20 protein-coding genes are annotated in these 22,505 nt (G+C 43.0%); 4 read left to right on the forward strand and 16 right to left on the reverse strand.

Annotated features, from left to right (window positions below):
* Positions 1–177: 177 nt before the first annotated feature.
* The 4 genes from M3P07_RS14365 to M3P07_RS14380 all read right to left on the reverse strand — a co-directional run bounded on the left by M3P07_RS14365 (position 178) and on the right by M3P07_RS14380 (position 4,306).
* Positions 178–852, reverse strand: a complete 675-nt coding sequence (locus M3P07_RS14365) for a CPBP family intramembrane glutamic endopeptidase (protein ID WP_249970625.1) — start codon at positions 850–852, stop codon at positions 178–180.
* Between the two features lie 64 nt (positions 853–916).
* On the reverse strand, positions 917–2,023 hold the full coding sequence (locus tag M3P07_RS14370; RefSeq protein WP_249970626.1) for a helix-turn-helix domain-containing protein: 1,107 nt from the start codon (positions 2,021–2,023) through the stop codon (positions 917–919).
* Positions 2,024–2,084: 61 nt separating this feature from the next.
* Entirely contained in the window at positions 2,085–2,990 is a 906-nt protein-coding gene (locus M3P07_RS14375) for a GYDIA family GHMP kinase (RefSeq protein WP_249970627.1), read from the reverse strand.
* Positions 2,990–4,306, reverse strand: coding sequence for a hydroxymethylglutaryl-CoA reductase, degradative (locus tag M3P07_RS14380; protein WP_249970628.1), 1,317 nt, complete (start codon positions 4,304–4,306; stop codon positions 2,990–2,992). Before M3P07_RS14380 ends, M3P07_RS14375 begins: the two co-directional genes overlap by 1 nt.
* A gap of 157 nt (positions 4,307–4,463) precedes the next feature.
* Between M3P07_RS14380 and M3P07_RS14385 the strand changes: the two genes are divergently transcribed.
* Positions 4,464–6,623: a S9 family peptidase gene (locus tag M3P07_RS14385; RefSeq protein WP_249970629.1), complete on the forward strand. Its 2,160-nt coding sequence runs from the start codon at positions 4,464–4,466 to the stop codon at positions 6,621–6,623.
* Between the two features lie 16 nt (positions 6,624–6,639).
* Positions 6,640–8,172, forward strand: a complete 1,533-nt coding sequence (locus tag M3P07_RS14390; protein WP_249970630.1) for a peptide MFS transporter — start codon at positions 6,640–6,642, stop codon at positions 8,170–8,172.
* Position 8,173: 1 nt separating this feature from the next.
* Here M3P07_RS14390 and M3P07_RS14395 read toward each other — a convergent pair whose 3' ends face one another.
* The 7 genes from M3P07_RS14395 to surE form a co-directional block, all read right to left on the reverse strand.
* Positions 8,174–8,629 (reverse strand): hypothetical protein, encoded by a 456-nt coding sequence (locus tag M3P07_RS14395; RefSeq protein ID WP_249970631.1) that lies wholly within the window; start codon positions 8,627–8,629, stop codon positions 8,174–8,176.
* Positions 8,616–9,188, reverse strand: a complete 573-nt coding sequence (locus M3P07_RS14400) for a TlpA family protein disulfide reductase (RefSeq protein ID WP_249970632.1) — start codon at positions 9,186–9,188, stop codon at positions 8,616–8,618. The genes M3P07_RS14395 and M3P07_RS14400 overlap by 14 nt, the downstream gene beginning before the upstream one ends.
* 128 nt (positions 9,189–9,316) lie before the next feature.
* Positions 9,317–11,305 carry a ComEC/Rec2 family competence protein gene (locus M3P07_RS14405; protein ID WP_249970633.1) on the reverse strand — a complete coding sequence of 663 codons (1,989 nt, stop codon included), beginning with the start codon at positions 11,303–11,305 and terminating at the stop codon, positions 9,317–9,319.
* 17 nt (positions 11,306–11,322) lie between these two features.
* Positions 11,323–11,865, reverse strand: a complete 543-nt coding sequence (locus tag M3P07_RS14410) for a C40 family peptidase (RefSeq protein ID WP_249970634.1) — start codon at positions 11,863–11,865, stop codon at positions 11,323–11,325.
* A 30-nt stretch (positions 11,866–11,895) separates the two neighbouring features.
* A complete protein-coding gene (lpxB, locus tag M3P07_RS14415; RefSeq protein ID WP_249970635.1) occupies positions 11,896–13,008 on the reverse strand; it encodes a lipid-A-disaccharide synthase in 1,113 nt (370 codons plus the stop codon).
* Positions 13,009–13,041: 33 nt separating this feature from the next.
* Complete coding sequence (locus tag M3P07_RS14420) at positions 13,042–13,329, reverse strand: hypothetical protein (RefSeq protein ID WP_249970636.1); 288 nt, start codon at positions 13,327–13,329, stop codon at positions 13,042–13,044.
* Positions 13,322–14,098 (reverse strand): 5'/3'-nucleotidase SurE, encoded by a 777-nt coding sequence (gene surE, locus M3P07_RS14425; RefSeq protein ID WP_249970637.1) that lies wholly within the window; start codon positions 14,096–14,098, stop codon positions 13,322–13,324. The genes M3P07_RS14420 and surE overlap by 8 nt, the downstream gene beginning before the upstream one ends.
* Before the next feature lie 204 nt (positions 14,099–14,302).
* Here surE and M3P07_RS14430 point away from each other — a divergent pair, with 204 nt between their 5' ends.
* Positions 14,303–16,468 (forward strand): carboxy terminal-processing peptidase, encoded by a 2,166-nt coding sequence (locus M3P07_RS14430; RefSeq protein ID WP_249970638.1) that lies wholly within the window; start codon positions 14,303–14,305, stop codon positions 16,466–16,468.
* Between the two features lie 149 nt (positions 16,469–16,617).
* On the opposite strand, the gene M3P07_RS14435 is transcribed toward M3P07_RS14430, so the two are convergent.
* Positions 16,618–17,067 carry a GNAT family N-acetyltransferase gene (locus tag M3P07_RS14435; RefSeq protein WP_249970639.1) on the reverse strand — a complete coding sequence of 150 codons (450 nt, stop codon included), beginning with the start codon at positions 17,065–17,067 and terminating at the stop codon, positions 16,618–16,620.
* 97 nt (positions 17,068–17,164) lie between these two features.
* Here M3P07_RS14435 and M3P07_RS14440 point away from each other — a divergent pair, with 97 nt between their 5' ends.
* On the forward strand, positions 17,165–17,965 hold the full coding sequence (locus tag M3P07_RS14440) for a DNA/RNA non-specific endonuclease (protein WP_249970640.1): 801 nt from the start codon (positions 17,165–17,167) through the stop codon (positions 17,963–17,965).
* On the opposite strand, the gene rodA is transcribed toward M3P07_RS14440, so the two are convergent.
* From rodA to mreC, 4 genes are read right to left on the reverse strand one after another with little or no spacing between them, the layout of a single operon-like run.
* Complete coding sequence (gene rodA, locus M3P07_RS14445) at positions 17,962–19,245, reverse strand: rod shape-determining protein RodA (RefSeq protein ID WP_249970641.1); 1,284 nt, start codon at positions 19,243–19,245, stop codon at positions 17,962–17,964. The two genes, M3P07_RS14440 and rodA, sit on opposite strands and share 4 nt — an antisense overlap.
* Positions 19,235–21,103, reverse strand: coding sequence for a peptidoglycan D,D-transpeptidase FtsI family protein (locus tag M3P07_RS14450; protein WP_249970642.1), 1,869 nt, complete (start codon positions 21,101–21,103; stop codon positions 19,235–19,237). The genes rodA and M3P07_RS14450 overlap by 11 nt, the downstream gene beginning before the upstream one ends.
* A gap of 54 nt (positions 21,104–21,157) precedes the next feature.
* Positions 21,158–21,664 carry a rod shape-determining protein MreD gene (locus M3P07_RS14455; RefSeq protein WP_249970643.1) on the reverse strand — a complete coding sequence of 169 codons (507 nt, stop codon included), beginning with the start codon at positions 21,662–21,664 and terminating at the stop codon, positions 21,158–21,160.
* Positions 21,657–22,475, reverse strand: a complete 819-nt coding sequence (mreC, locus tag M3P07_RS14460; RefSeq protein WP_249970644.1) for a rod shape-determining protein MreC — start codon at positions 22,473–22,475, stop codon at positions 21,657–21,659. Before mreC ends, M3P07_RS14455 begins: the two co-directional genes overlap by 8 nt.
* Between the last annotated feature and the right edge of the window lie 30 nt (positions 22,476–22,505).

Raw genomic sequence — 22,505 nt, forward strand, 5'->3', positions numbered from 1 at the left:
CAATCTAGGAGTCACGCCCTGCATGATTCCAAAGGTCAATTTGTAAAAATTATGGATGTAAATAGGCTCTGAATTGACGAATGCCCCTTTTCAGTTTACGGATGAGGCAAAATGAAGGGTTTTGCTATGGCTGTATCGCTTAAAAAACAGCTAGGCCCCAGCCATGGGGCATAGCTATTATTGTGCAAATCCCAATAAGGGCAGTAGTACGTTGGGTGTAAGATCCACCAAGAAATGGGCCATGATATTGGCTTTAAGGTCACGTTTTTTCCAATACCAATACGCCAGAATTAAGCCGGCCACAAGCGAAATTGCAATTCCGGCGATACCTTGTGAATAATGCAAAAGTGAAAAGAACACAGCGGGCATAAGGAAATAGATGTACCAATTGCCCGTCCACTTTTCAAGACGCTCCATAATATAACCCCGATAGCAAATTTCTTCCACCACCCCGGCCCTAAGTACAATAAGGGTCCAGGTCCAAAGGGTAATATTCTTGTATTTGTGGACTTCGCTCCCGCCCACAGGAATATCCCAAATACTAAGTGCCAAAGCGGTCAAAATAACCACTACCAGAAGTACAATACTCAGTACAAGTCCGTGGAGGATGGACTTGCCCCAATGCCGTCCGTGCAGGCCAATGGATTTTAGGTCCAATTTTTCTCCCCTGTAAATAAGTAAGATCAAGAGGCCGGTAATTCCAAAAATGAGAAGTTCCTTTTTCACCAAAAAAATATTGGTGTACACATCGGGTGCTATTTGGGAAGCGATGTAAATGATCAAAGGAGGGCCAAAAAAAGCTACGGCCAGTCCCAGTACAGTAATTCGTGAAATTGATTTAAAGTTGTCCATTTTGTTTTTTTTCCAAAACTAGGGGAGGACCATACGCCAATCGACCTCTATCAGGAAGTAGAACCTATTGGTTTCGCTTTTTAAACTCGGAGGGAGTAATGCCGTTTACTCTTTTAAAAGCCTTGCTAAAAGCGGATTTGGTATTGAACCCCGAATCAAATGCAATCCCAAGGAGGGAAAAATTCTGGTATGCTGGGTTTGCAATTTTCTTTTCAACCTCGGCTACCCTATATCCATTTACAAAATGGAAAAAATTGGTTTGGTACCGCTCATTGATCACTTGGGAAAGCTCTTTTTGGTGGATATTCAGCATGCTCGCCAATTTGGAGATGGAAAGTTGCCCGTCCAAGAAAGGTTTCTCCATCGTCATTATGGTCTCAAGGCGATCTTGGATTTTAACCACATCTGTTTGGGTGAGGGTAGAGTTCTTATATTTCTGGGTGACGACCTGATGTTCAGAAGGGTAAACCATCTTGCGGTTAATGGCATGAAAAAACAAGTAAAAAGGAAGCAAAGCCATGCTCCCATAAAAAATAAGACCTTTAAATTCCAGGGAGAATACACCCAAAACATCACTCAATAACATACTCACTAGAATTATAGCGGAAATGGACAACAGGGCGTACATCACCTTTTGAAGCCATTTAAAATCAATTCCTTCCGTAAAGGAATAGGAAGCTGGAAGTTTCTTTTGAAATATTTTCAAGGCGACATTTGAGGCAATGATGTATATGATGAACAGGGCATGAATGCACACTTCCAAAATAAGCAGGGTGGTGTTGGGATCGTACAAAAGTTGCCGTATTTCTTGATATCCGGCATCCCGGTTTTCAATTTTTAGAAAATAAATAAGGTAACAGGTAAAGAAAACATAGGGGATAAAATGAATCAGGTGCTCCCATTTAAGTTTGGGATTTGAAGCGATTGAAGTAACCACATACAAATACAACATGGGTCCATGTAAAAACACCAAAGTGGTGTCGTATCCAAACAAATTTGGGTTTGATCTAAAGAAACCGTTGACTGCTAATAACACGCCGAAAAGGTTGGCCGCTATGATCAGCATCCAGCTTATTAGTATACGTGATGGAAGGGAGGAGCGCTTGCCAAAAATCAGGACCAAAACAAAAAAGATGGCCTGAGCGATTCCTAAAACAAGCAAATACCCCATGTGTACCCTATAACTTTATTAAGGTACAGAAAAAAAGGTGAAGCATATTTGGTGAAGAAGACTATAAAGCCAGCTCAGTATACGGAAGGATCGTTGAATACCCTTTTTCCTTAAAGTACGCTTGATGTTTTTGGGAACCGGTTGCCAAGATAAAATCGCCACCCCAGGCACCCAGGCTTTTGGTTGCCCCGGAATAGTCGCTGAACAATTTGGATTTTACTGGAGGTATTCCCAAAACTTTGGATAAAAGCTCTTCGTGTTCGTCCAACAAAGAGTCAAATTCATCAAGGGTAGAACATTTGATCATTTTAGTGGTAAGGGCAGAAAGTTTTTCGACTAACAATGATTTTTCAAATTGAAGTGAACGATAGTTGGAAATGGCTTCCCTGCTATTCCTTTTTTGATTCAGGTACACAAAAAAAAGCTTCTCCTTATAAGGAGGGTCAAAATCAACCTTTTGGACTTTGGGTTGACCATTTTGCAATTGGTAGGTAATTGGAGAACTATGTTGCGCACATGCAATGTCGTAACCACTACCCCCAAAGGTTTTTTGCAGTAAGAGGTATGGGTCCACTTCGGCCCAATTGGCCAAATTGTTGACCACGGTGGAGGAAGTGCCCAAACCCCAATTTCTGGGAAATGTCAAATTCGTTTCAACAAGCCCGCCCCCGCTTTCAAGAAAACTGTTATTGAGTGTTTTGGCAGTAGCAAGTATTTCAAGTAGCCTATCCGCGGTTTCCTGATCGGTGGTTGAGCTAATCTTAAACTTTGGTAGCTCCAGTTTGGCTTCGAACCATGGTTGTCCATCGGAATCGAAGCTTTTCCAATCCAGGAGATTGTAGGGGCTTGGGGTGAATTTCAGGGATTGTCCGAATTTTGTGGGAATGGCAAGTCCAAGGGCACCGTCCAAGATGGCATACTCCCCAGAGAGCAACAATTTTCCATGGCTATAAAATTCCCTTGGCATTATTGCGATTGAATTTTTTCCAAAGCTTCCTTTACCGAGGCGTTGGTTACGGTATGGTCCTTAAAATAAGCAACCAGCTGTTGCTTTTCATTTTCGGTAGCTCCCATTTGGTTGAGCATGTTCATCAGGTGCATTTTCATGTGACCTTTTTGTATTCCCGTCGTGACCAAGGATCGAAGCGCGGCAAAATTCTGTGCCAGTCCAGCAACCGCCACAATTTGCATAAGTTCCTTTGCACTGGGATGCCCCAATATTTCCAAGGTTAGTTTAACCATAGGATGCAAGGAGGTGAGTCCTCCTACAGTACCGATTGCCAATGGAAGTTCTATCCAAAAGGTAAAGATGCCATCCTCAATTTTGGCATGGGTGAGGCTGGAATAATGCCCACCTTTGGCGGCATAGGCATGTACGCCGGCCTCAATGGCCCTAAAGTCGTTTCCAGTTGCCAAGACCACCGCGTCCACCCCATTCATCACCCCTTTGTTATGCGTAACTGCACGGTGGGGTTCCGCTTTGGCGATTTCAATGGCCCTCACAATTTTCTGGGCGAATTCCTGACCAGATATGCCGGCTTCCCCCAGTTCTGAAACGGGACAGCTTACTTCAGCCTTCACCAAACAGTCAGGCACATAATTGGACAAGATGCTCATGACGACCTCAATTTGGGATTCATCAGAAGTGAAGTCTTGGTATATTTTAGCTTCGGATGTAAGGGTTTTGGCAAATTGTTCCAAGCAAGAGTTGATAAAATTGGCACCCATGGCATCCAAGGTTTCAAAGGTGCAATGGAGCTGATGGTAGCCCGCTATTTTATCGTTTAGGTTGCGAAGTTCAATCCCATTGATTCCACCACCCCTTTTTTCCATATTCTTGGTGATGGATGCAACGCTTTTCAAAAGCTTGGGATGAACCTCTGCAAAAAACTGTTGCAACTTAATTTCAGAACCATGGTACATGAAATGTACCTGTCCCACTTTTTCCGCACCCAAAATTTCGGATGAAAACCCTCCCCGGTCTAACCAAAATTTGGCAGCTTTACTTGCTGCGGCCACCACAGAACTTTCTTCTATGACCATGGGGATCACATGAAATTTTCCGTTGATCAGAAAATTTGGGGCCACGGCAAAAGGGAGATAATAATTGGATAGCGTATTTTCAATGAACTCATCATGCACCTGTTGAATTTTTGGGTCCTCGTTCCAATACCGTTCCAACAGTTTTTTGGAAGCAACGGAATCCTGGGTATAGTGTGTTACTATCCAGTCAATTTTCTCGGCCTTAGAGAGTTTGGAAAATCCTTCAACGGGAGTGTTCATGGTGCTTGGTTAAAGGATTCAAATATAAGGATAATCCCATTTTGGCTTTAATTTAAGACTATTTCAAGCGTATTTCCTGTTACAAGTGTAACCACAATGTTTATATTCTGATAAAATATTAGTAAACTTGATGGTTTTTAATCAATTTCTAACATACATGGGAAACAAGTTCCTGCTCTACCTATTCACTCTCGGATTTTTAACCCTATCCCAAGCCCAACAAAAGAAAATAACCCTCGAAGATATCTGGCAAGGTGCCTTCAGAACAGAATACATGGACGTGCTGCGTTCCATGAAGAATGGTAAGGAGTATACGGTCTTGAATTTTAATCGTTCTCCACGTTCCAGTAGTTTGGACAAATACAATTATGAGACCTCGGAGAAGATTGAAACCATTGTGGCCTCCGCGGGAAATATTCCATTTTTTAGTTCCTATACCTTTAGTGATGATGAATCCAAGGTGATTTTGGCAACAGAAATTGAACCTGTTTTTAGGCATTCCCGTTTAGGTGTGTATTATGTCTACGATGTGGCCTCCAAGAATATTACCAAGGTTTCTGATTTAAAAATTCAGGAACCTTTGCTTTCTCCAGACGGTTCCAAAGTGGCCTACGTATACAACAACAATATTTATATTTTGGATTTGGCGTCCCAAGATACCAAACAGATTACCACGGATGGGAGCAAAGGGACTATCATCAACGGGGTAACGGATTGGGTGTACGAAGAAGAGTTTGCCTTTGTGCGGGCCTTTGCCTGGAACAGCAATGGGAGCAAGATTGCCTTCCTGCGTTTTGACGAGACCAATGTCCCCCATTTTTCCATGGATGTATACGGGCAGAACCTCTATCCCTTTCAACATGAGTTTAAATACCCCAAGGCAGGAGAAGAGAACGCAACGGTTAGTTTGCATCTTTACGATATAGCTTCGCAAACAACATCCAATGTGGATTTGGGCAATACCTATTATATACCGCGGATTAAATGGAAACACAATCCGGATGAACTGAGTGTGCAGACCATCAACAGGCACCAGAACCATTTAAAAATGTATACGGTCAATGCAACTGACAATTCGGTCTCGTTGTTATTGGAAGACAAGGATGCCGCCTATGTCGATATTACCGATGACCTAACGTTCTTGGGCGATGACAGTTTTATCTGGACCAGTGAGCGGGATGGCCACAACCACATTTATCTATATGGAAAGGATGGTACCCTAAAGAATCAAGTGACGCAAGGGGAGTGGGAGGTTACCCGATATTATGGATATGATGATAAGCGCAAAAAAATCTACTATCAGTCCACCGAAAATGGTTCCATAAACCGAGATGTATACAGTGTGGCCTCCAATGGAAAGAAAAAGAGGAGACTTACTTCCAGGGAAGGAACCAACTCTGCTGCCTTCAGCGCGGACTTTACCTATTTTATAAATACCTACTCGAGTAGCACAACCCCATATCAATTTACATTGCATCAAGCATCCGATGGTAAACTCCTCAAGGTAATCAAGAACAACAATGCCCTTTCCAAAAAACTGGAAGGTTATGAATTGAGTCCAAAGGAATTTTCCACAATCAACATAAACGGCAACGATTTGAACATGTATATGATCAAACCTGCCGATTTCGACCCCAACAAGAAATATCCTTTATTTATGTTCCAATACAGTGGGCCGGGATCACAGCAAGTTGCCAACAGATGGTTGGGAAGCAATGATTATTGGCATCAATTATTGGCTTCCGATGGATATATCATTGCCTGTGTGGATGGGCGGGGAACAGGATTGAAAGGAAGGGACTTTAAAAAGGTCACCTATATGAATTTGGTCAAATATGAGACGGAAGACCAAATAGCTGTGGCTAAAAAGTTGAGCGAACTACCCTATATCGACGAGGCCCGAACTGGTATTTGGGGCTGGAGTTATGGGGGGCACATGAGCACCAATTGTTTGTTGAAGGGGAACGATACCTTTGAAATGGCCATTGCAGTGGCACCAGTAACCTCATGGCGCTTTTATGACACTATTTATACCGAGCGCTTTATGCGAACCCCTGCGGAAAATCCTTCAGGGTACGATGACAACTCTCCCTTTAATTACCCAGAGCTTTTAAAGGGGAAATATCTTTTGGTACATGGTTCAGGGGATGATAATGTGCACGTTCAGAATTCCATGCGGATGATTGAGGCATTGGTCCAAGCCAACAAGGATTTTGAATGGGCCATTTACCCAGATAGGAACCATGGTATCTACGGGGGGAATACGAGGCTTCATCTGTATAACAAGATGACCAAGTTTGTCAAGGAAAATTTGTAATCAAACTATCTAATATATGTCAGATATTGTAAAACCGGCCAGCGAAAAGCAGCTCTTAGGGCACCCGCAAGGCCTATTCTACCTGTTCTTCGCGGAGTTGTGGGAACGCTTCAGTTTCTACGGAATGCGGGCACTGCTCACGCTCTACATGGTCAATGTAATATTCGAGGCCTTGGCAACTAGGGACTACGCCGCTGCCGCGGTTTACGCGTCCTATGGTTCTTTGGTCTATGCATCGACCGTAATTGGAGGAAAGATTTCCGATTCTATTTTAGGGATGCGATCCTCCATTTTTTTAGGAGGGATTTTAATGGCCCTTGGCCATTTTGTGTTGGCCATTGAACATAATATAGCCTTCTTTTTGGCCTTGGCATTTATTATTGTTGGAAATGGGTTCTTTAAACCGAACATTTCCACCTTTGTGGGAACCTTGTACAAGGATGGGGACCCAAGAAAGGATTCGGGATTTACCATATTCTACATGGGAATCAACATCGGAGGGTTTATTTCGCCATTGCTCTGTGGTTGGTTGGGTGAAACCTACGGATGGCACTATGGTTTTGGACTAGCAGGAATAGGAATGCTTACAGGATTGCTGTTCTTCTGGAGCGGAATCAAAAAAAATGTATTTGGAGATGGTGGTAGACCACCGAGTGTGGAGGTATATGAGAAAAAGGTTATGGGGATACCCCAAAAACACCTGATCCCTATTTTGGCCTTCTTGTCCGCACCGTTAATTGCTTTTTTATTGCATTCCTACAAGTCGTTGGGAGCTGAAGGAACGGCTTTTGCGGATACCAATATTGTAAACCTATTGTTTTATTTGGTTGGAATAGCTGTGTTGATTTATATGGCTACCATTATGGTCAAGTCAACAGCAGATGAGCGGAAAAAGCTCTTTATGGCCCTATTGATCACCTTTTTCATGACGATTTTTTGGGGCTTTCATGAATTGCACGGTAGTGTAATTACCCTGTTTGCAGCAAGAAATGTGGATTTGAGCTTGATCAATGCAAGTCAGACCAACGCCTTGAATTCCATGTTCATTGTGATTTTATCCATACCCATTTCCATCATGTGGACGTATATGGCCAAGAAGAAAATAAACCCGAGGACACCGTACAAATTTGGTATGGGATTGGTTCTGGCAGGTTTGGCGTTTTATGTGGTTTCGTTGAGTGGAGGCAGTGCAGATGAAAATGGGATGGTTCCCTTCTCCTATCTACTCTGGTTATATTTCATTATCTCGGTAGGGGAACTATTTATGTCCCCAGTTGGGCTTTCCAAAATTACTGATCTTTCCCCCAAGCGCATCGTGGCCTTTATGATGGGGGTTTGGTTCCTTTCATCGGCCTACGCATTCCAGATTGTTGGGTTTATTTCCAAACAATTGGCCATAGAAAGTACCGATAAAAATGTGGGCGGTTTGGAGACCTTGAATGTTTACTTGGACGGGTTCCGATTGATAGCGATTTATGCCTTGGTTGCCGGAGCTGTTGTTCTGCTTTTTGGACCGCTAATGAAGCGATTGATGGGGAACGTACATTAACCTAAAGGTCCATTTTGACCACAAGTTCCCTAGGAAAATAACACTTGCGGGAATCGCAGGTTTGATAGGCCAGAATACCTTCCAAGGTATTCTGGCTTTCTATTTTTTCCTTTTTGGTAAAGGATATCGACAAGGTTATGTTACCATCCATAGTCTGCAATACCGTTCCGTCGGGGAATCTTATTGTATACGGAACATAGTCAAATTCCGTATGGTCTAAGGTTAAGTGGGGAGAGCTTAGCTGAAATTTAGTGGGAATAACTGCACTTTCCCCCACATTGGGCACCTGAATATGGTAACCATCCTTTACGCTAAACAATAGCGTGGCCCTACCTTTGGTATCCGAAACCCATTCAACTGTTGAACCCTCGGCGTCAAAGGAGACGAAATGGGTGGTTTGTTCACCAGCCGTGGCAAAAACCCATAAAAGTGTCCATAAGATACTAACGGAGCTCATGTAACCGGGCCTTGAGTGCCAAGAGTTCTGCATCAAAATCCTTGCTATCCAAGAGGGACAGAAACTGGATTTTACCTGCTGGGTCAATCAAAAGATTGGAAGCCAACATTACCTCATCTCTGGCCAAATCCGGAAGCACGTCCTTGGGCGCATAATTGGTGGCAACGGCCCCATCGGTGTCTAGCAAAACCGGAAAATTTAGTTCAAATTTATCGACCAACTTTTCCTTGACCAGTTCTTTGGATTCTTTTACATCCACAATAATAACGGAAACATCATCATATTTTCCGGCCAACTCTTTTAAGTAGGGTGCCTCAGCATTGCAAAAAGGGCACCAAGTGGTAGCAAAATGGAGCACCACAAACTTTCCTTTGTAATCACTAAGTTTCATGGTTTGCCCGTCTACGGAATTCAGTTCAAAGTCCGGAGCCATGGTACCGGAATACAATTGGTTTTCTTGGGTTTTGTCGGGGTCGGTCTTGCATGAACCGACTAGGAATAAGATCAGCAATCCGATTATCCCCATAGCAAGATGCTTCAGACGAATGTTCAGTTTCATGATTTCTTGTTTTTAATGGTTGAACAACGTGTCCGATTATGGGGGATAAATCGTAACTCTTTTAATATCAGTAAAGATAGCTAATGCAATGGCCAATTTCAAATAAGGGGACTTTCGCCAAGGTAAGATTACCTATCGGAAGGTCTTAATAGGTATGCTCCGGATTCCCCGGTATAGTGAAAGGGAACATTCAAACGGTAGCAGGTTTGCTTCCAACGTTTGACCAAATTTCGATAATTGCTTGCATCGGCAATCACAATTTTGGGACTTGCTTTTTGCAGTAGTCGGTCCAAATTTATCTTAGGGGATTGGGTGAGGAGTAAATATTCTGCTTGCTTCGGATACATTCCCAAGCTATCCATAATGTAGAGACTTTTGCCTTGGACCGTGTAGTTGTTTTTTAAGGATTCGTAAGTGATGGAATCAAGTTTTTCTGCCACGGCATAGGTTTGGACCATTCTTTTTTTAGCTGAATGCTCATTTGCGTAAACCGTTAGATTTTTTCCATGATGGTGCATCAACACGGTGCCCTTGGATTGATGACCTACGATCAAGGATTCCTTTTGTGACTTCACAACCAAATCTAGAATGCCATAAACCTGAAGCACAATTATGACCATTGCTGGCACTGCCAATTTCCTAAAACTTGGTTTTGAAAAGGCAATGATCAAGGAAACTATCAGGACATACCACGACACAAGTTGTACAGAGTCGAAGGGAATATCCGTGATGATAAAGTGCTCCTGCCGCCCAACCCAAGCTACAATGTTGTTCATGGCTCCAATCAAAAAATCATAGGCGGAAACCAGAAATTTGGGAAGCAAGTCAATGAGGGAGAGTATGATTACTAGGATACCCGAGCCCAACAGGATTCCCAAAAAGGGAACAACCAAAAGATTGGACACAAAAAACAGCGCTGGAAACTGATGGAAATAATACAAGCTAATGGGCAAAACTCCCAATTGGGCAGCAATGCTTACGGATAATAATTGCCATATTTTTTGGAGGACCAAATTCTCAGGAAACCAAAAGCGTTGAAGTTTGGGGTATACCCAAATTATGGCAAATACCGCAGCATAGCTCATTTGAAACCCCACCTGAAATAAAAACAAGGGCTTTATCAATAGGATGAAGAACATGGAAAGGGCCAAAATATTGAATGCGTTGGTTGGTCTGTTCAAATGCATGGCATAGGCCAAGAATGTGAACATGGTCACCGCTCTCACGATTGAGGGCGAAAGTCCTGCAATAAAAGCATAGGCCCAAAGTAGCAGGACTACCACGACAAGCTTTAGGGTCTTTCCCTTAGGCAATCGCTCCAATGGGGAAAGCAAAAACTGAAAGAGCAAGAGGAAAATCCCAACATGAAGTCCGGATACAGCCAAAATGTGCACTGCACCAGCATTTTTATAATCGCTGTAGGTTTCCTCAGAGATGTCCTCTCTTTGCCCCAACAATAGGGCCTGTATTACAGCAAGTTCTTCTTCTCCGAATGCCTTTTGTTTTAACTTGGATATGATGTGCTCCCGAAACCGGGATGCCCTTCCGTACCAACTAGGTTTTGGATCATCTTTGACAATCACATTTTTGTAATCTGCCCGTACTTGATGGTAGATTCCTTGTTTGGAAAGGTAATCCTTGTAATCAAAGGAATGTGGATTCAGTGGAGGATTAATCTCCTCAGGATTTCCAAAAAGAATGAGTTCATCATCGATTTTCGGTCTGGTTTTTGTGGAATCCGGACGAAAAGTCAATACCAATTTCCCCTTTTCGACATGTTGGTTAAGGAATTGGATTTTGGCGATATATCGATTGGAAAAAGTAGTCGGCTTAAGCACTTCGATAACCTTTAGTTCCCAGATGCCATTATCTTGGACCAATGATTTGTCCAAGGAATTATGGGTTGCCAAGCCGGTAACAAAGATTCCAAGAAAAATTGAGGCCGCTGCGGTAAGTACCTCAAAGAACGGAATCCCTCGTCGAGCTTGTTTTCGAGCAGCAAAAAATAGAAGGGGTAACAAACCCAATAGGATAAAAAGAGAAACCTCGGAAGCTATACGGAAATAAAAGCCGACAACAATACCTACAATAAGAAGGAGTGTCAACTTGATTGACACAAAATTGATTATTCGCATTACAAAATCCTCATGGCCTTGACAAAGGCGTGGTTCCAGTATCCTTCCCGAAGGGAAGAAACTATAACTCCACGTGAGGTTGTAGCGTGAATAAATTTAATTTCATTTCTTTTTACATCGACCACAAGCCCTACGTGGTTGATGCGTTTTCCACTTTTTCCTGTCTTAAAGAAAAGCAGGTCTCCTTTTTCCACTTGGGCCACTTTTATACGTTTTCCCCTTTCTGCCATTTGATAGGAAACGCGTGGGAATTCGATGTCATTTTCCTTAAGTGAAACGAATACCAGTCCGGAGCAGTCCATACCTTTTCGGGTAGTGCCGCCAAATTTGTAACGGGTGCCGCTAAAGGTCATGGCCGTGGAAATGATTCGCTCGGCTTCGGCGTTTTTCCGTAACTCTTTTTTGGATTTTTTTTCTGGGATAGGTTCTTCCGGAGATGCCTCTACGGTAACCGTTCGGGTCTTACTATAGGTTCTTTTCTTCTTGGCCCCACAGCCAACAAGAAAGAACAAGGTAAGCATACAAAGGACTCTTAATACCATTTAAGTAGGTTTATGACTTGTGGCCATAAATTAAGCATTTTCAACAATTAATCCTGCTGCCAATTGACTGGCGCCCTTTCCACCCAGTTTTTTTCTGAGGGTTTTATAGTCCTGTAAAATACGATCCCTATCTGGACCTTCAACAATCTTGCCAAGCTCCAATTTCAGATTTTTTGATGTCAAGTCGCTTTGAATGAGCTCTTTGACCACTTCTTTGTCCATGATCAAATTTACAAGGGAAATATAATCCAAGGTGATGATCCGCTTTGCAATCTGATAGGAAATCCAGTTTCCTTTGTAACACACTACTTGAGGAATGCCAAAAAGTGCGGTTTCCAAAGTTGCGGTTCCACTAGTGACCAATGCAGCATGGGAGTATTGCAAAAGTGGGTAGGTTTGGTTAGAGACATATCCTACCTGCTTCTCCTTTAAAAAGGGAGAATAAAAGTCGTTGGGGAGGCTTGGTGCCCCGGCAATTACAAATTGGTAATCCGGAAATTCCGAACGTACCGAGAGCATTACAGAGAGCATTTTTTGAATCTCCTGTTTTCGGCTTCCCGGCAACAATGCAATAATGGGTTTTTCAGCGTCCAACCCATTTTGGGAGCGAAATTCGTATGCTTCGGGAATAGCAGTGTTCTCAATGGCATCGATAAGCGGATGACCTACAAAATGAACGGGGTATCCGTGCTTTTTCTCATAAAAATTCTTTTCAAATGGAAGAATCACGTGCATTTGATCAATGTCCCGTTTAATTTTTTTGATCCTACCCTCACGCGAAGCCCAAATTTGGGGAGAAATGTAATAGTTGGTCCTAAAACCGTTTTGTTTGGCCCATTTGGCTATACGCAGATTGAATCCTGAAAAATCGATAAAAACAATCACGTCGGGATTGAACTTTTGGATGTCTTCCTTGCAAAAAGAAATGTTTTTGAAGATGGTCGGGATATTTTTGATCACCTCCAAAAAACCCATGAAGGCCATGTCCTTGTAATGCTTGGCCAAATCCCCACCGGCTTGCTGCATCAAATCCCCGCCCCAGCACCGAATTTGGGCAGCGGTGTCCTTTTCTTTGATGGCCTTTATCAAATTGGAACCATGAAGGTCTCCAGAGGCTTCGCCGGCAATGATGTAATATTTCATCTTAAATCTTGAAGTGCATATTCAAATCCTAGCCTATCTAAAAAACTTATAATACATGATGATCAATGCGGTCAGTAAGGTAGCCACCATAACCCCTCTGGCCCTGTGGTCCCTTTTTAATCGAAGAAACCCAAAAAAAGCCACTAGGTTAAGGACCGCCCCCAAAGCCAGCAAACTTCCTACATGGCCCTGGGAAACCGCTGCATTGAACGTTTCCGTAATCCCTAAGTCGGAAAAGAGTAAAATATATCCCAAGGTCCCAAAAGTATTGGCAATGACGCCAACCGCGAAACCGATTAAAACTTCCTTTTTGTTATTCATTCAAATTCCAGTTGTTTACTTGTGGTATGGCATGGTGTGCCGTAAGGTCAAATTGTGTGGGAACCACGGATACATAGCCTTGCGCCAATGCCCACTCGTCGGTGTCCTCTCCCTTGTCCAGAAGTTCAAACTCCCCGGATAACCAGTAGTAATCCTTTCCAGTTGGGCTAGTTCGCTTGTCAAATTGTTCCTTCCAATTGGCCCTTGCCTGTCTGCATATTTTGATGCCTTTGGGCTCCTTGTCGGTTTTGGGAAAATTCACATTGAGCACGGTACCCTCGGGAATTCCATGGGTCAATGCCTCAGTTACTATTTTTTTTATGGATTTGGATGTATGGGCAAATTCCGCCTCCCAGGAATAATCGCAAAGTGAAAAGCCTATGGCCGGAATCCCTTCGATGCCAGCCTCAATGGCAGCACTCATAGTTCCGGAATAAATCACATTTATGGATGCATTGGACCCGTGATTGATACCACTGACGCAGATGTCAGGTTTTCGGTCCAATAATTCCTGCAAGGCAAGTTTTACACAATCGGCGGGGGTGCCGCTACAGCTATATTCCATGGGAGCCCCCTCTTCCCTGTCGATTATAACCTGTTTGGAGTACAAGGTGCTATCGATAGTGATGGCATGTCCCATGCCGGATTGAGGACTATCAGGGGCCACCACCACAACTTCGCCAATTTCCTTCATAACCCTGATCAGTGATCGTAGCCCGGGGGCCGTAATACCATCATCATTGGTGACCAGGATAAGCGGTTTTTCCATCTTGTATAATTAATAGGGTAAAAATACGTTTTTCATTAGGATATGAAGCTCTAGGCGTTTAACAAAAAATTAAAGGCCGGTTACAAAACTGGCACGGTTTTTTCAGTATCTTAGGGAATTCATACAAGTAGAAACGGTGGATGAAGTGATGATTTTTTGGTTGGATGGCCAACTAGTTTCGTTCCCAATTAAACAACCTTATTTATGAAAAGGAATTTCACCCTGGCATTTCTGGTAATTCTTGTTGCCGTAGCTTCCTGCAGTTTTACAAGCAAATCTTTTGAGAATGACGACAAGGATAAATTGTTGTTGGATTTGATCACTTATGTGCTGGAGCGCGGACATTACGAGCCCAAAAATTTGAATGACGGGTTCTCTTCCAATGTTTTTGATGACTTTATCGATATCCTTGATCCCACCAAGCGGTATTTTTTGTCCAGTGATATCAGGGAGTTTGAAAAATATAGATTTCAAATTGATGACGAGATCAAAAATACGGATATCACCTTTTTCAACATCGTGTACCAACGTTTGATGAAAAGAATGGGGGAAGCCAAAGATCTTTACAAAGAAGTGCTGTCCCAACCCTTTGATTATTCCATTGAGGAAACCATCAATATTGATTACAGGGATCAAGAGTATGCGTCCAATAGAAAACAATTGAAGGAAAGGTGGAGAAAGCAGTTGAAGTACAACACCTTGGCCATTTTTGATGGCAAGGTGGAAAATACGCTTTCCGATGCCGGAGACGAATTTAGCAGCGAGGCCGCCATGGCCATTAATTCCCTTCCTTCTATAGTGGACAAAAACCAGCTGGAAGAAGAGGCTCGGGAAAACACCAAGAATACGCTCGATGAATATTTCGATGTCTTGGACGATTTGGAAAGAAAAGACTGGTTTGTCCAATACATCAACACAATAGTGGACGAATTTGACCCACACACTTTCTATTTTGCTCCGGATGACAAGGAGAAGTTTGACATTGGCATGTCTGGAAAGTTTGAAGGAATTGGCGCCCGTTTACAGAAGAAACCAGAAGGGGCCAGAATCATGGAAATCATCTCTGGTGGACCGGTTTGGAGAGATCAGAGCTTGGAAGTGGGCGATGAGATTCTTAAAGTAGGGCAAGCAGGGGAGGAAGCCATTGATATTGTTGGTATGCGTCTGGATGATGCCATTAAACTGATCAAAGGGCCCAAAGGAACCATTGTTGACCTAACCGTACGAAAAGTGGATGGTACTATCGAAGTGGTCTCTATTACCCGTGATGTGGTTTTACTGGAAGAATCCTATGCCAAATCGGCGACCGTAAAGCAGGAAGATCATCAATATGGATTGATCAACTTGCCTAAATTTTATGTAGATTTTGAAGATTATACCGAAAGAAATGCGGCTACAGATGTGGCCAAGGAAGTGGAGCGCTTAAAAGAAGCCGGAGTTGAAGGCATCGTGCTTGACCTTAGGGATAATGGTGGAGGTTCCTTGAAAACGGTTGTTGAAATGGCCGGATTGTTCATAAAGGACGGTCCAGTGGTCCAAGTTAGATCATCAGGACAACGAAAAGAGGTCCATGAGGATAAGGATGAGCGAATTCAGTGGGATGGACCCTTGGTAATATTGGTCAACGAACTGTCCGCTTCCGCATCAGAAATATTGGCGGCTGCCATGCAGGATTACAAGCGCGCCGTAGTTATCGGTAGCAAACAAACCTTTGGTAAGGGAACCGTTCAAAATGTGATTCCTTTGGACAACATTGTCCGAAGTAATGAGCATGGCGATCTAGGAGCCATTAAACTTACCACACAAAAGTTCTATAGGATCAATGGAGGTTCTACCCAATTGGAAGGTGTAAAAAGTGATATTGTGGTTCCAGACCGTTACAGCTATATCGACCTGGGCGAAAGAGACCAGGAAAATCCTTTGGGCTGGGATAAAATCTCCCCAGCCGATTACGAAATCTGGGAAGGTTACATCGATTTTGAAACAGCGGTTGCCAATAGCAAAAAGCGAATGGCCGAGAATCCACAGATTGAGTTGATCGAGGAAAATGCCAAATGGTTGAAGGAACAACAGGATGAAACCATTGTTTCACTGAACTATAATGCGTACAAGGTTAGAGGGGAGCAAGCCAAGAAGCGTTCGGATCATTTTAAGAGTTTAAGGGAATACGATTCCAAGCTTACCTTCGAATCCTTGAAATACGAAACCGAACTGTTTACCCAAGATCCTGTGCTAAGGGAAAAAAGAGATCGTTGGCATAAGAATTTAGCCAAGGACATTTATGTTGAGGAAGCGATCAATGTACTTCGCGACCTGCAGTTGAACAATATTAAAAGTAGCGAGAGAAAATTGGCCAGTGTTAAAGGCTAAATCGGATAAAACATAAATCAAGAACCGACCTCATTGAGGTCGGTTTTTTTTTGACCACTTCGAGCGGAGTCGAGAAGTCTTGAAAACAATTTGTCCTCAATAAGGTTTTGACTGTGCCCAACCATGTACACCATAAAAAAGCACATTGTCTATAATTTATGGCCATAGATTCGGGCTTCTTCATCCCATGGGTGATATCCCTGACCCAAATATTCAAACCCATGCTTTTCGTAATAGCCAACATGCTCAGTACAGAGATAAATGTTGTTAAAACCTCCTTTTTTGGCATCTTCCTTAGCTTTTTCGATGAGTAGGGCAGGATATCCCTTGCCTCTATGTTGCTCTTCAATAAATAAAGCACAGATCCAAGGATAGAGATCCATTCTGCTGATAAAATCATTGGTGATGAGTCCTGCGCACCCGAGGGTTTGCTCCTCGTTTTCCAATAGATACCACTGTGGTAAAGGACTTGGAGAGTGGATGCAGTTTCGGATGCAATCATCATACACCATGGGAGGTACGCTTTTCCATGTTTGCTGAAAATAATTGATTACACGATCTAGGGCGATTGGGTTTTCACGAACAGAGATGATTTTCATGGCCTCAGGATTTTGATGCAATTATTATGAGAATGGGCATTGGCACCTTCAAATTTATGCTAATCTTTAGCATTGCAATTAAAAAGGGCTGTAAGTTATGAAGCACAAAACCATTTATACACTGTTATTTGTGGTTTGTATTGTGGGATTTTGGGTATTTGAAAATTTTTATACTCCGGACACCTATTCTAATCCTGATGGGCAAAAGGACGGGACTGACATCAATGAAATATTGCTGCCAGAATCCACTGCAGGCGAGGTGGTGAGGCACAATCATTTTATGTTGTCTTATAGCGAGCCCCATGAGCAGGCCGAGTGGGTGGCCTATTCCCTAAAAAGGGAACATTTGACGTATGATGATAGAAAGCGACCTTATTTTATCGAAGACCCCAAAGTAAGGACCAAATCAGCTGATTGGAGAAATTACAAGGGTTCAGGTTACGACCGCGGTCATCTTTGCCCGGCGGGGGACAGACGCTTTTCGGAATATGCCTATAATGAAACTTTTTATACCAGTAATATAAGCCCTCAAAACCGGGATTTTAATGCTGGTGTTTGGAACCGACTGGAACAAAAGGTGCGTCAATGGTGCAAAAAATATGGAGATTTGACCATCATTACAGGAGGGGTATTGAAAAATAACTTGGAAGAAATTGGAGAGGAAGATGTTGATGTTCCCGAAGCGTTCTACAAAATTGTAATCCGTGAAAAGGGGGATACTGCCCAGGTAATTGCATTTTTAATGCCCAATCGGGAGAGCGGCAAAAACTTGTCGCATTTTTTGGTTGCTGTCGATGAACTGGAACAACGGACAGGGATAAATTTCTTTCAGAACCAAACTGAAAGTTGGCAGGAAATGAACGAAGCCAAAATCGATGCCTCGGATTGGGAGTTTTAGATACCGTCCTTCAATCGGTTGGAATCCAGTTTCAAGAAAATAAATAATAGCATTGTAAAGAAAATAAGCCCGGAACCCCCATAACTAAAAAACGGAAGAGGTACTCCAATTGTGGGCAAAAGCCCGATTACCATGCCAATATTGATAAAGTAGTGTATCAGCAAAATGGAGATGACCCCATAGCCATACATCCGGCTAAAATCACTTTTTTGGCGTTCCGCAATGTATATCAATCGTAAGAAGAAAAATGAAAACAGCAAGATGACGGTTGCGGTTCCCAAAAATCCCCATTCCTCGCCCACGGAACTAAAAATGTAGTCGGTATGCTGCTCGGGCACAAAATCCCCTTTGGTACGGGTACCTTCCAAAAATCCTTTTCCGAAGAATCCGCCAGATTCAATAGCTTTTTCAGATTGATACGTGTTGTATCCAATGGTCTTTCTGATCTCCTCCAATTTTTTTTCATCTTTTTCCAAGCTCAACCATAGGGCAAACCTATCCCGGTGCCTTTGTTCAAAAACATTGTCAAAAACAAAGCGAACCGAAAAGGAAAATAAAACGGCAACCCCCATAACGGCCATAAATGGGAGGATTGGGATTTTGGTCGATTTCTTTTTGAACCCATAAATTAATATGGTGAGCATCATCAGCCCTATGGAGACCCAGACGGTCCCGTACATTAAAGTGGTGGCAAACAAGAGCACCATTACCAAGAGTATTCCTAGATAATACAGGGGAAACCCTTCCCTGAACAAAACAAAAAAGAGGGAAAAATAAATGAGGGAACTTCCTGGATCCGGTTGCGGCAATATCAATAGTGCGGGCAAAAGAATTATGACCAGGGCATATAATTGGTGCCTCCGATTTTTGATATCCGTTTGAATATCACTGAGGTACTTGGCCAAGGCCAAGGCCGTGGTTACTTTGGCAAGCTCGGAGGGTTGCAGGTTAAAAAAACCAAGATCGTACCAGGAAGTCGCCCCGGCTATGGTCTTTCCAAAAACAAAGAGCCCCAAAAGCAATACCAAGGAAACAATGTAAAAAATGGAGGCAAAGCGCTCAAAGAAATTGGTTTCTATAAAAAGCACAAAAACGATACTTGCGCCCGCAAGCCCCATAAAAAACAGCTGTTTACCATACAAGGTGGAAAAATCGAAAATCGAGAGATTGGGGTCGCTAAGTGTGGTGGAATAAATATTGACCCATCCAATGAGGACCAAAAGTGCGTATAGAATAACAGTAAGCCAATCTATCCTGCCAAACAGTCCCCTACCAAACATATTCATTTATCTTGAACGGTTCCCCACTTAAAGGCTTGGCATATTCGTGCTCCAAAGTCTTTTCGAGCATGCGTTGTTCCAAGTCCTTTCGGGTAATTTCCCCTTTGAGATATTTTTCTATCAATAGCGAGGCGATATGTCCCGCATAGCGCGCTCCATAATATCCATTTTCTATGTAAACAGCCAAGGCTATTTTGGGATTTTCCACTGGGGCGAAGGCCACAAAAACAGAATTGTCCGTGAGCTGTACCTTTTGCCCATCAATCCGAGTAAAGTTTTCAACCGTTCCTGTTTTTCCAGCAATATTGATACCTGGGACCCGAATCCACTTGGCTGTCCCGTATTTGTAAACATTGTACATGCCCTCAATTACCGGTTCAAAATGTTTCCGGTCTATAGTGGTATAGTGGGGTTCGGTATACTTGGGGTCGATGGCCCCGGAGTTCCCTGCGCTTTTTAAAATATGTGGGGTATAATAATACCCGCGATTGGCGATGGCAGCAGTCATATTGGCCAATTGTAGCGGAGTGGCCGCTACCTCACCTTGTCCTATACTGTTGGAAATAATGGTGGAAGAGGCCCATCTACCGTCCCCATACCAACGGTCGTAAAAGGCTTTCCCAGGAATTCTACCCGGTCTTCCTGTGGGCATGTCTGTGCCCAAATAATTGCCCAGGCCAAAACTTTTGATGTGTTTTTCCCAAACGTCCATACCTTCATCGGTGGTGGGAAACTTATCATAGATTTTTCTGAAGGTACCCGCAAAATAGGCATTGCAAGATTCCTGGATTCCAGATATCATATTACGTACCCCGCCCCCACAATGACATCCTTTCTTTTGATTCCCTACATAAAAACCATTGTAGCACCTAAACTTTGTTTTTTCGTCGATGACCCCTTCCTGCAAGGCGACAAGGGCGTTTAAGGTTTTAAACGGGGAGCCCGGCTCCTTTTCAAAAGAAATGGAACGGTCAAATAAGGGTTTGGAAATGGAATCGTAATGAAGTTTGCTATAATTCCTGGAACGAGGCCTGCCTACCAATAACGAAGGATCATAGGTGGGACCGGAGATCATGGCCAGGATTTCACCCGATTTGGGTTCAATGGCCACAATACCACCACGTTTACCATGCATCAAGCGCTCTCCATATTCCTGTAGGTTTTTATCAAGGGTGATTCTTAGCTCTTTTCCCTGTTCTGGGAGCGTATCCAGTTTTCCGTCCTTATAGGGTCCAATATCCCTGTTGAACCGGTCTTTTTGGATGTATTTTACCCCCCTTGTGCCACGCAGCACATCTTCGTACTGCTTTTCAACCCCGGTTTGTCCCTTAAGTTCACCGGCAACATAGTAAGGGTTTCTGTCGAGGTCCCATTCGTTTACCTCACTAATATAGCCTAAGACATTGGCTGCACCGGTGGTGGTGTAAAAGCGTAGGGATCGTTTTTGGATATAAAACCCCTCAAAATGCCTCATTTTTTCTTGAAGCCGGGCATAATCTTCCTTGGATAACTGCGGAACAAGAACTGAGGGCAATCTTGGGGAATAGGTGCGGGCCTTTTTCATTTTTTGAATAAAATTGGCCTTATCTATTCCTAAAAGCTGACAGAACTCCAGGGTATCCAAAGGTTTTACCTCCCTGGGAATTACCATGACGTCGTAGGCAGCTTGGTTGCCCACCATGAGTTCACCATTTCTGTCATAGATATAACCCCTTTCCGGGTAATCGTATATTTTTTTGATGGCCGGGTCGTCCAGAATCTGATCAGGGGAAAAGCGAAAAAGCTGAAGATAGGACAACCTCCCAATAAAGGTAAATCCTATGAGTACTATAATGGATGACAAGAGTAGCTTTTTCATATCAAAACCCTATTTGCCCCAGGGGCTTTTTATTTCAACGGAGCAACCTCAAATTTATTCGCTTTGTGGACTAAAAAGTGAACTAAAGAGGGCGCATATTACCAAAGTTACGATACCCGTGGCAAATACTTTTTTCAAAATTAGAAGGAAATGGGACAAGCTCATGATTTCGAGGGAGAAAAAAACCACCTGATGGATCAGCACCAAAAGTCCTAAAAAGGTCAATCGTTGGATCTTCGTGGTATTCCGAAAACTAAAATTTTGAAATTCGTAGTTAACCCCAAAGCAGAATCGCATGATTACTGGACGTACATACGCCACCGTCAATGAGGACATGGAATGAAGCGCCAGGGTATCCGAGAAAAAATCGATCATAAAACCCAGTAAAAAAGCCGTAAGCATAAAAAAGGCCCTATTGCTTTTTATGGGATACCAATAAAAGAAGATCACATAGACCAGCGGATTTATAAACCCAAGAAAATTTAGGGTGTTAAAAATCAGTACTTGTGTGAGCACAAGCAGAACAAAACGAAGCCCGTTAATTAACAAGGTGCTATTCATTCTGGGTCCTAGCTTCTAATTCCTGTATTTCTTCCTTGTTTCTATTGATGATCAAGTATACATTTTTGATGTTGGACATGTCATTGAACAGTTCTACATCGATATGGTAAAAACTTCTAGAATTGTCCAAGTCGTATTTTTTTATGACGCCGATAGGGATGTTCTCCGGAAAAATGCTGGACATGGCACCGGTGACTATAGTGTCTCCCACCACTAGAGGTACCAATCTCGGAATGTCCACCAATTGCACCACGTTATAATCGCCCACATCCCAGGTGAGGGAACCAAAATAGTTGGTATTCTTGATCTTGGCATTGATGTTGGATTTGGTATTTAACAGACTTTGAACGGTGGAAAAATTGGAAGAGGTATTTTCAACAATTCCCAAAATACCCTTGGTGGTAATTACGCCCATGTCTGTGGCAATTCCCTGTTTTTTCCCTTTGTTGATGGTAAGATAGTTCCGCGGTGAAGAAAAGCTGTTCTTGATAACATCCGCATTGATTACCTCAAAATCCAGGGCAAGGGAATCCACTGGGACGGCCCCAACATTCGACTTCTGATTGAACAGTAATTTTCGTAGCTCCTGGTTTTCCTCAACAAGGCGTTGGTTCTCCTCACGAAGTCCAAAATAAGATGAAATGTTCGCTGCTGTCCCATAAATATTGCCGCTTACCCATTTGGAAGAGTTGAAAAATTTGGATTGGTGGTAAGAATGTGATCGAATGGTCAGTACTAGGGAAACGACCATGAGGAAGCCATAGAGAAACGCATTTCTGTAACTTAAAATAAAATTGATGATGCGCTGCATGCAATAATATCGTTACGAAAGTCCGTGAAC

This window comes from Flagellimonas myxillae, from assembly GCF_023502235.1.
GTDB classification, from domain to species: Bacteria; Bacteroidota; Bacteroidia; order Flavobacteriales; family Flavobacteriaceae; genus Flagellimonas; species Flagellimonas myxillae.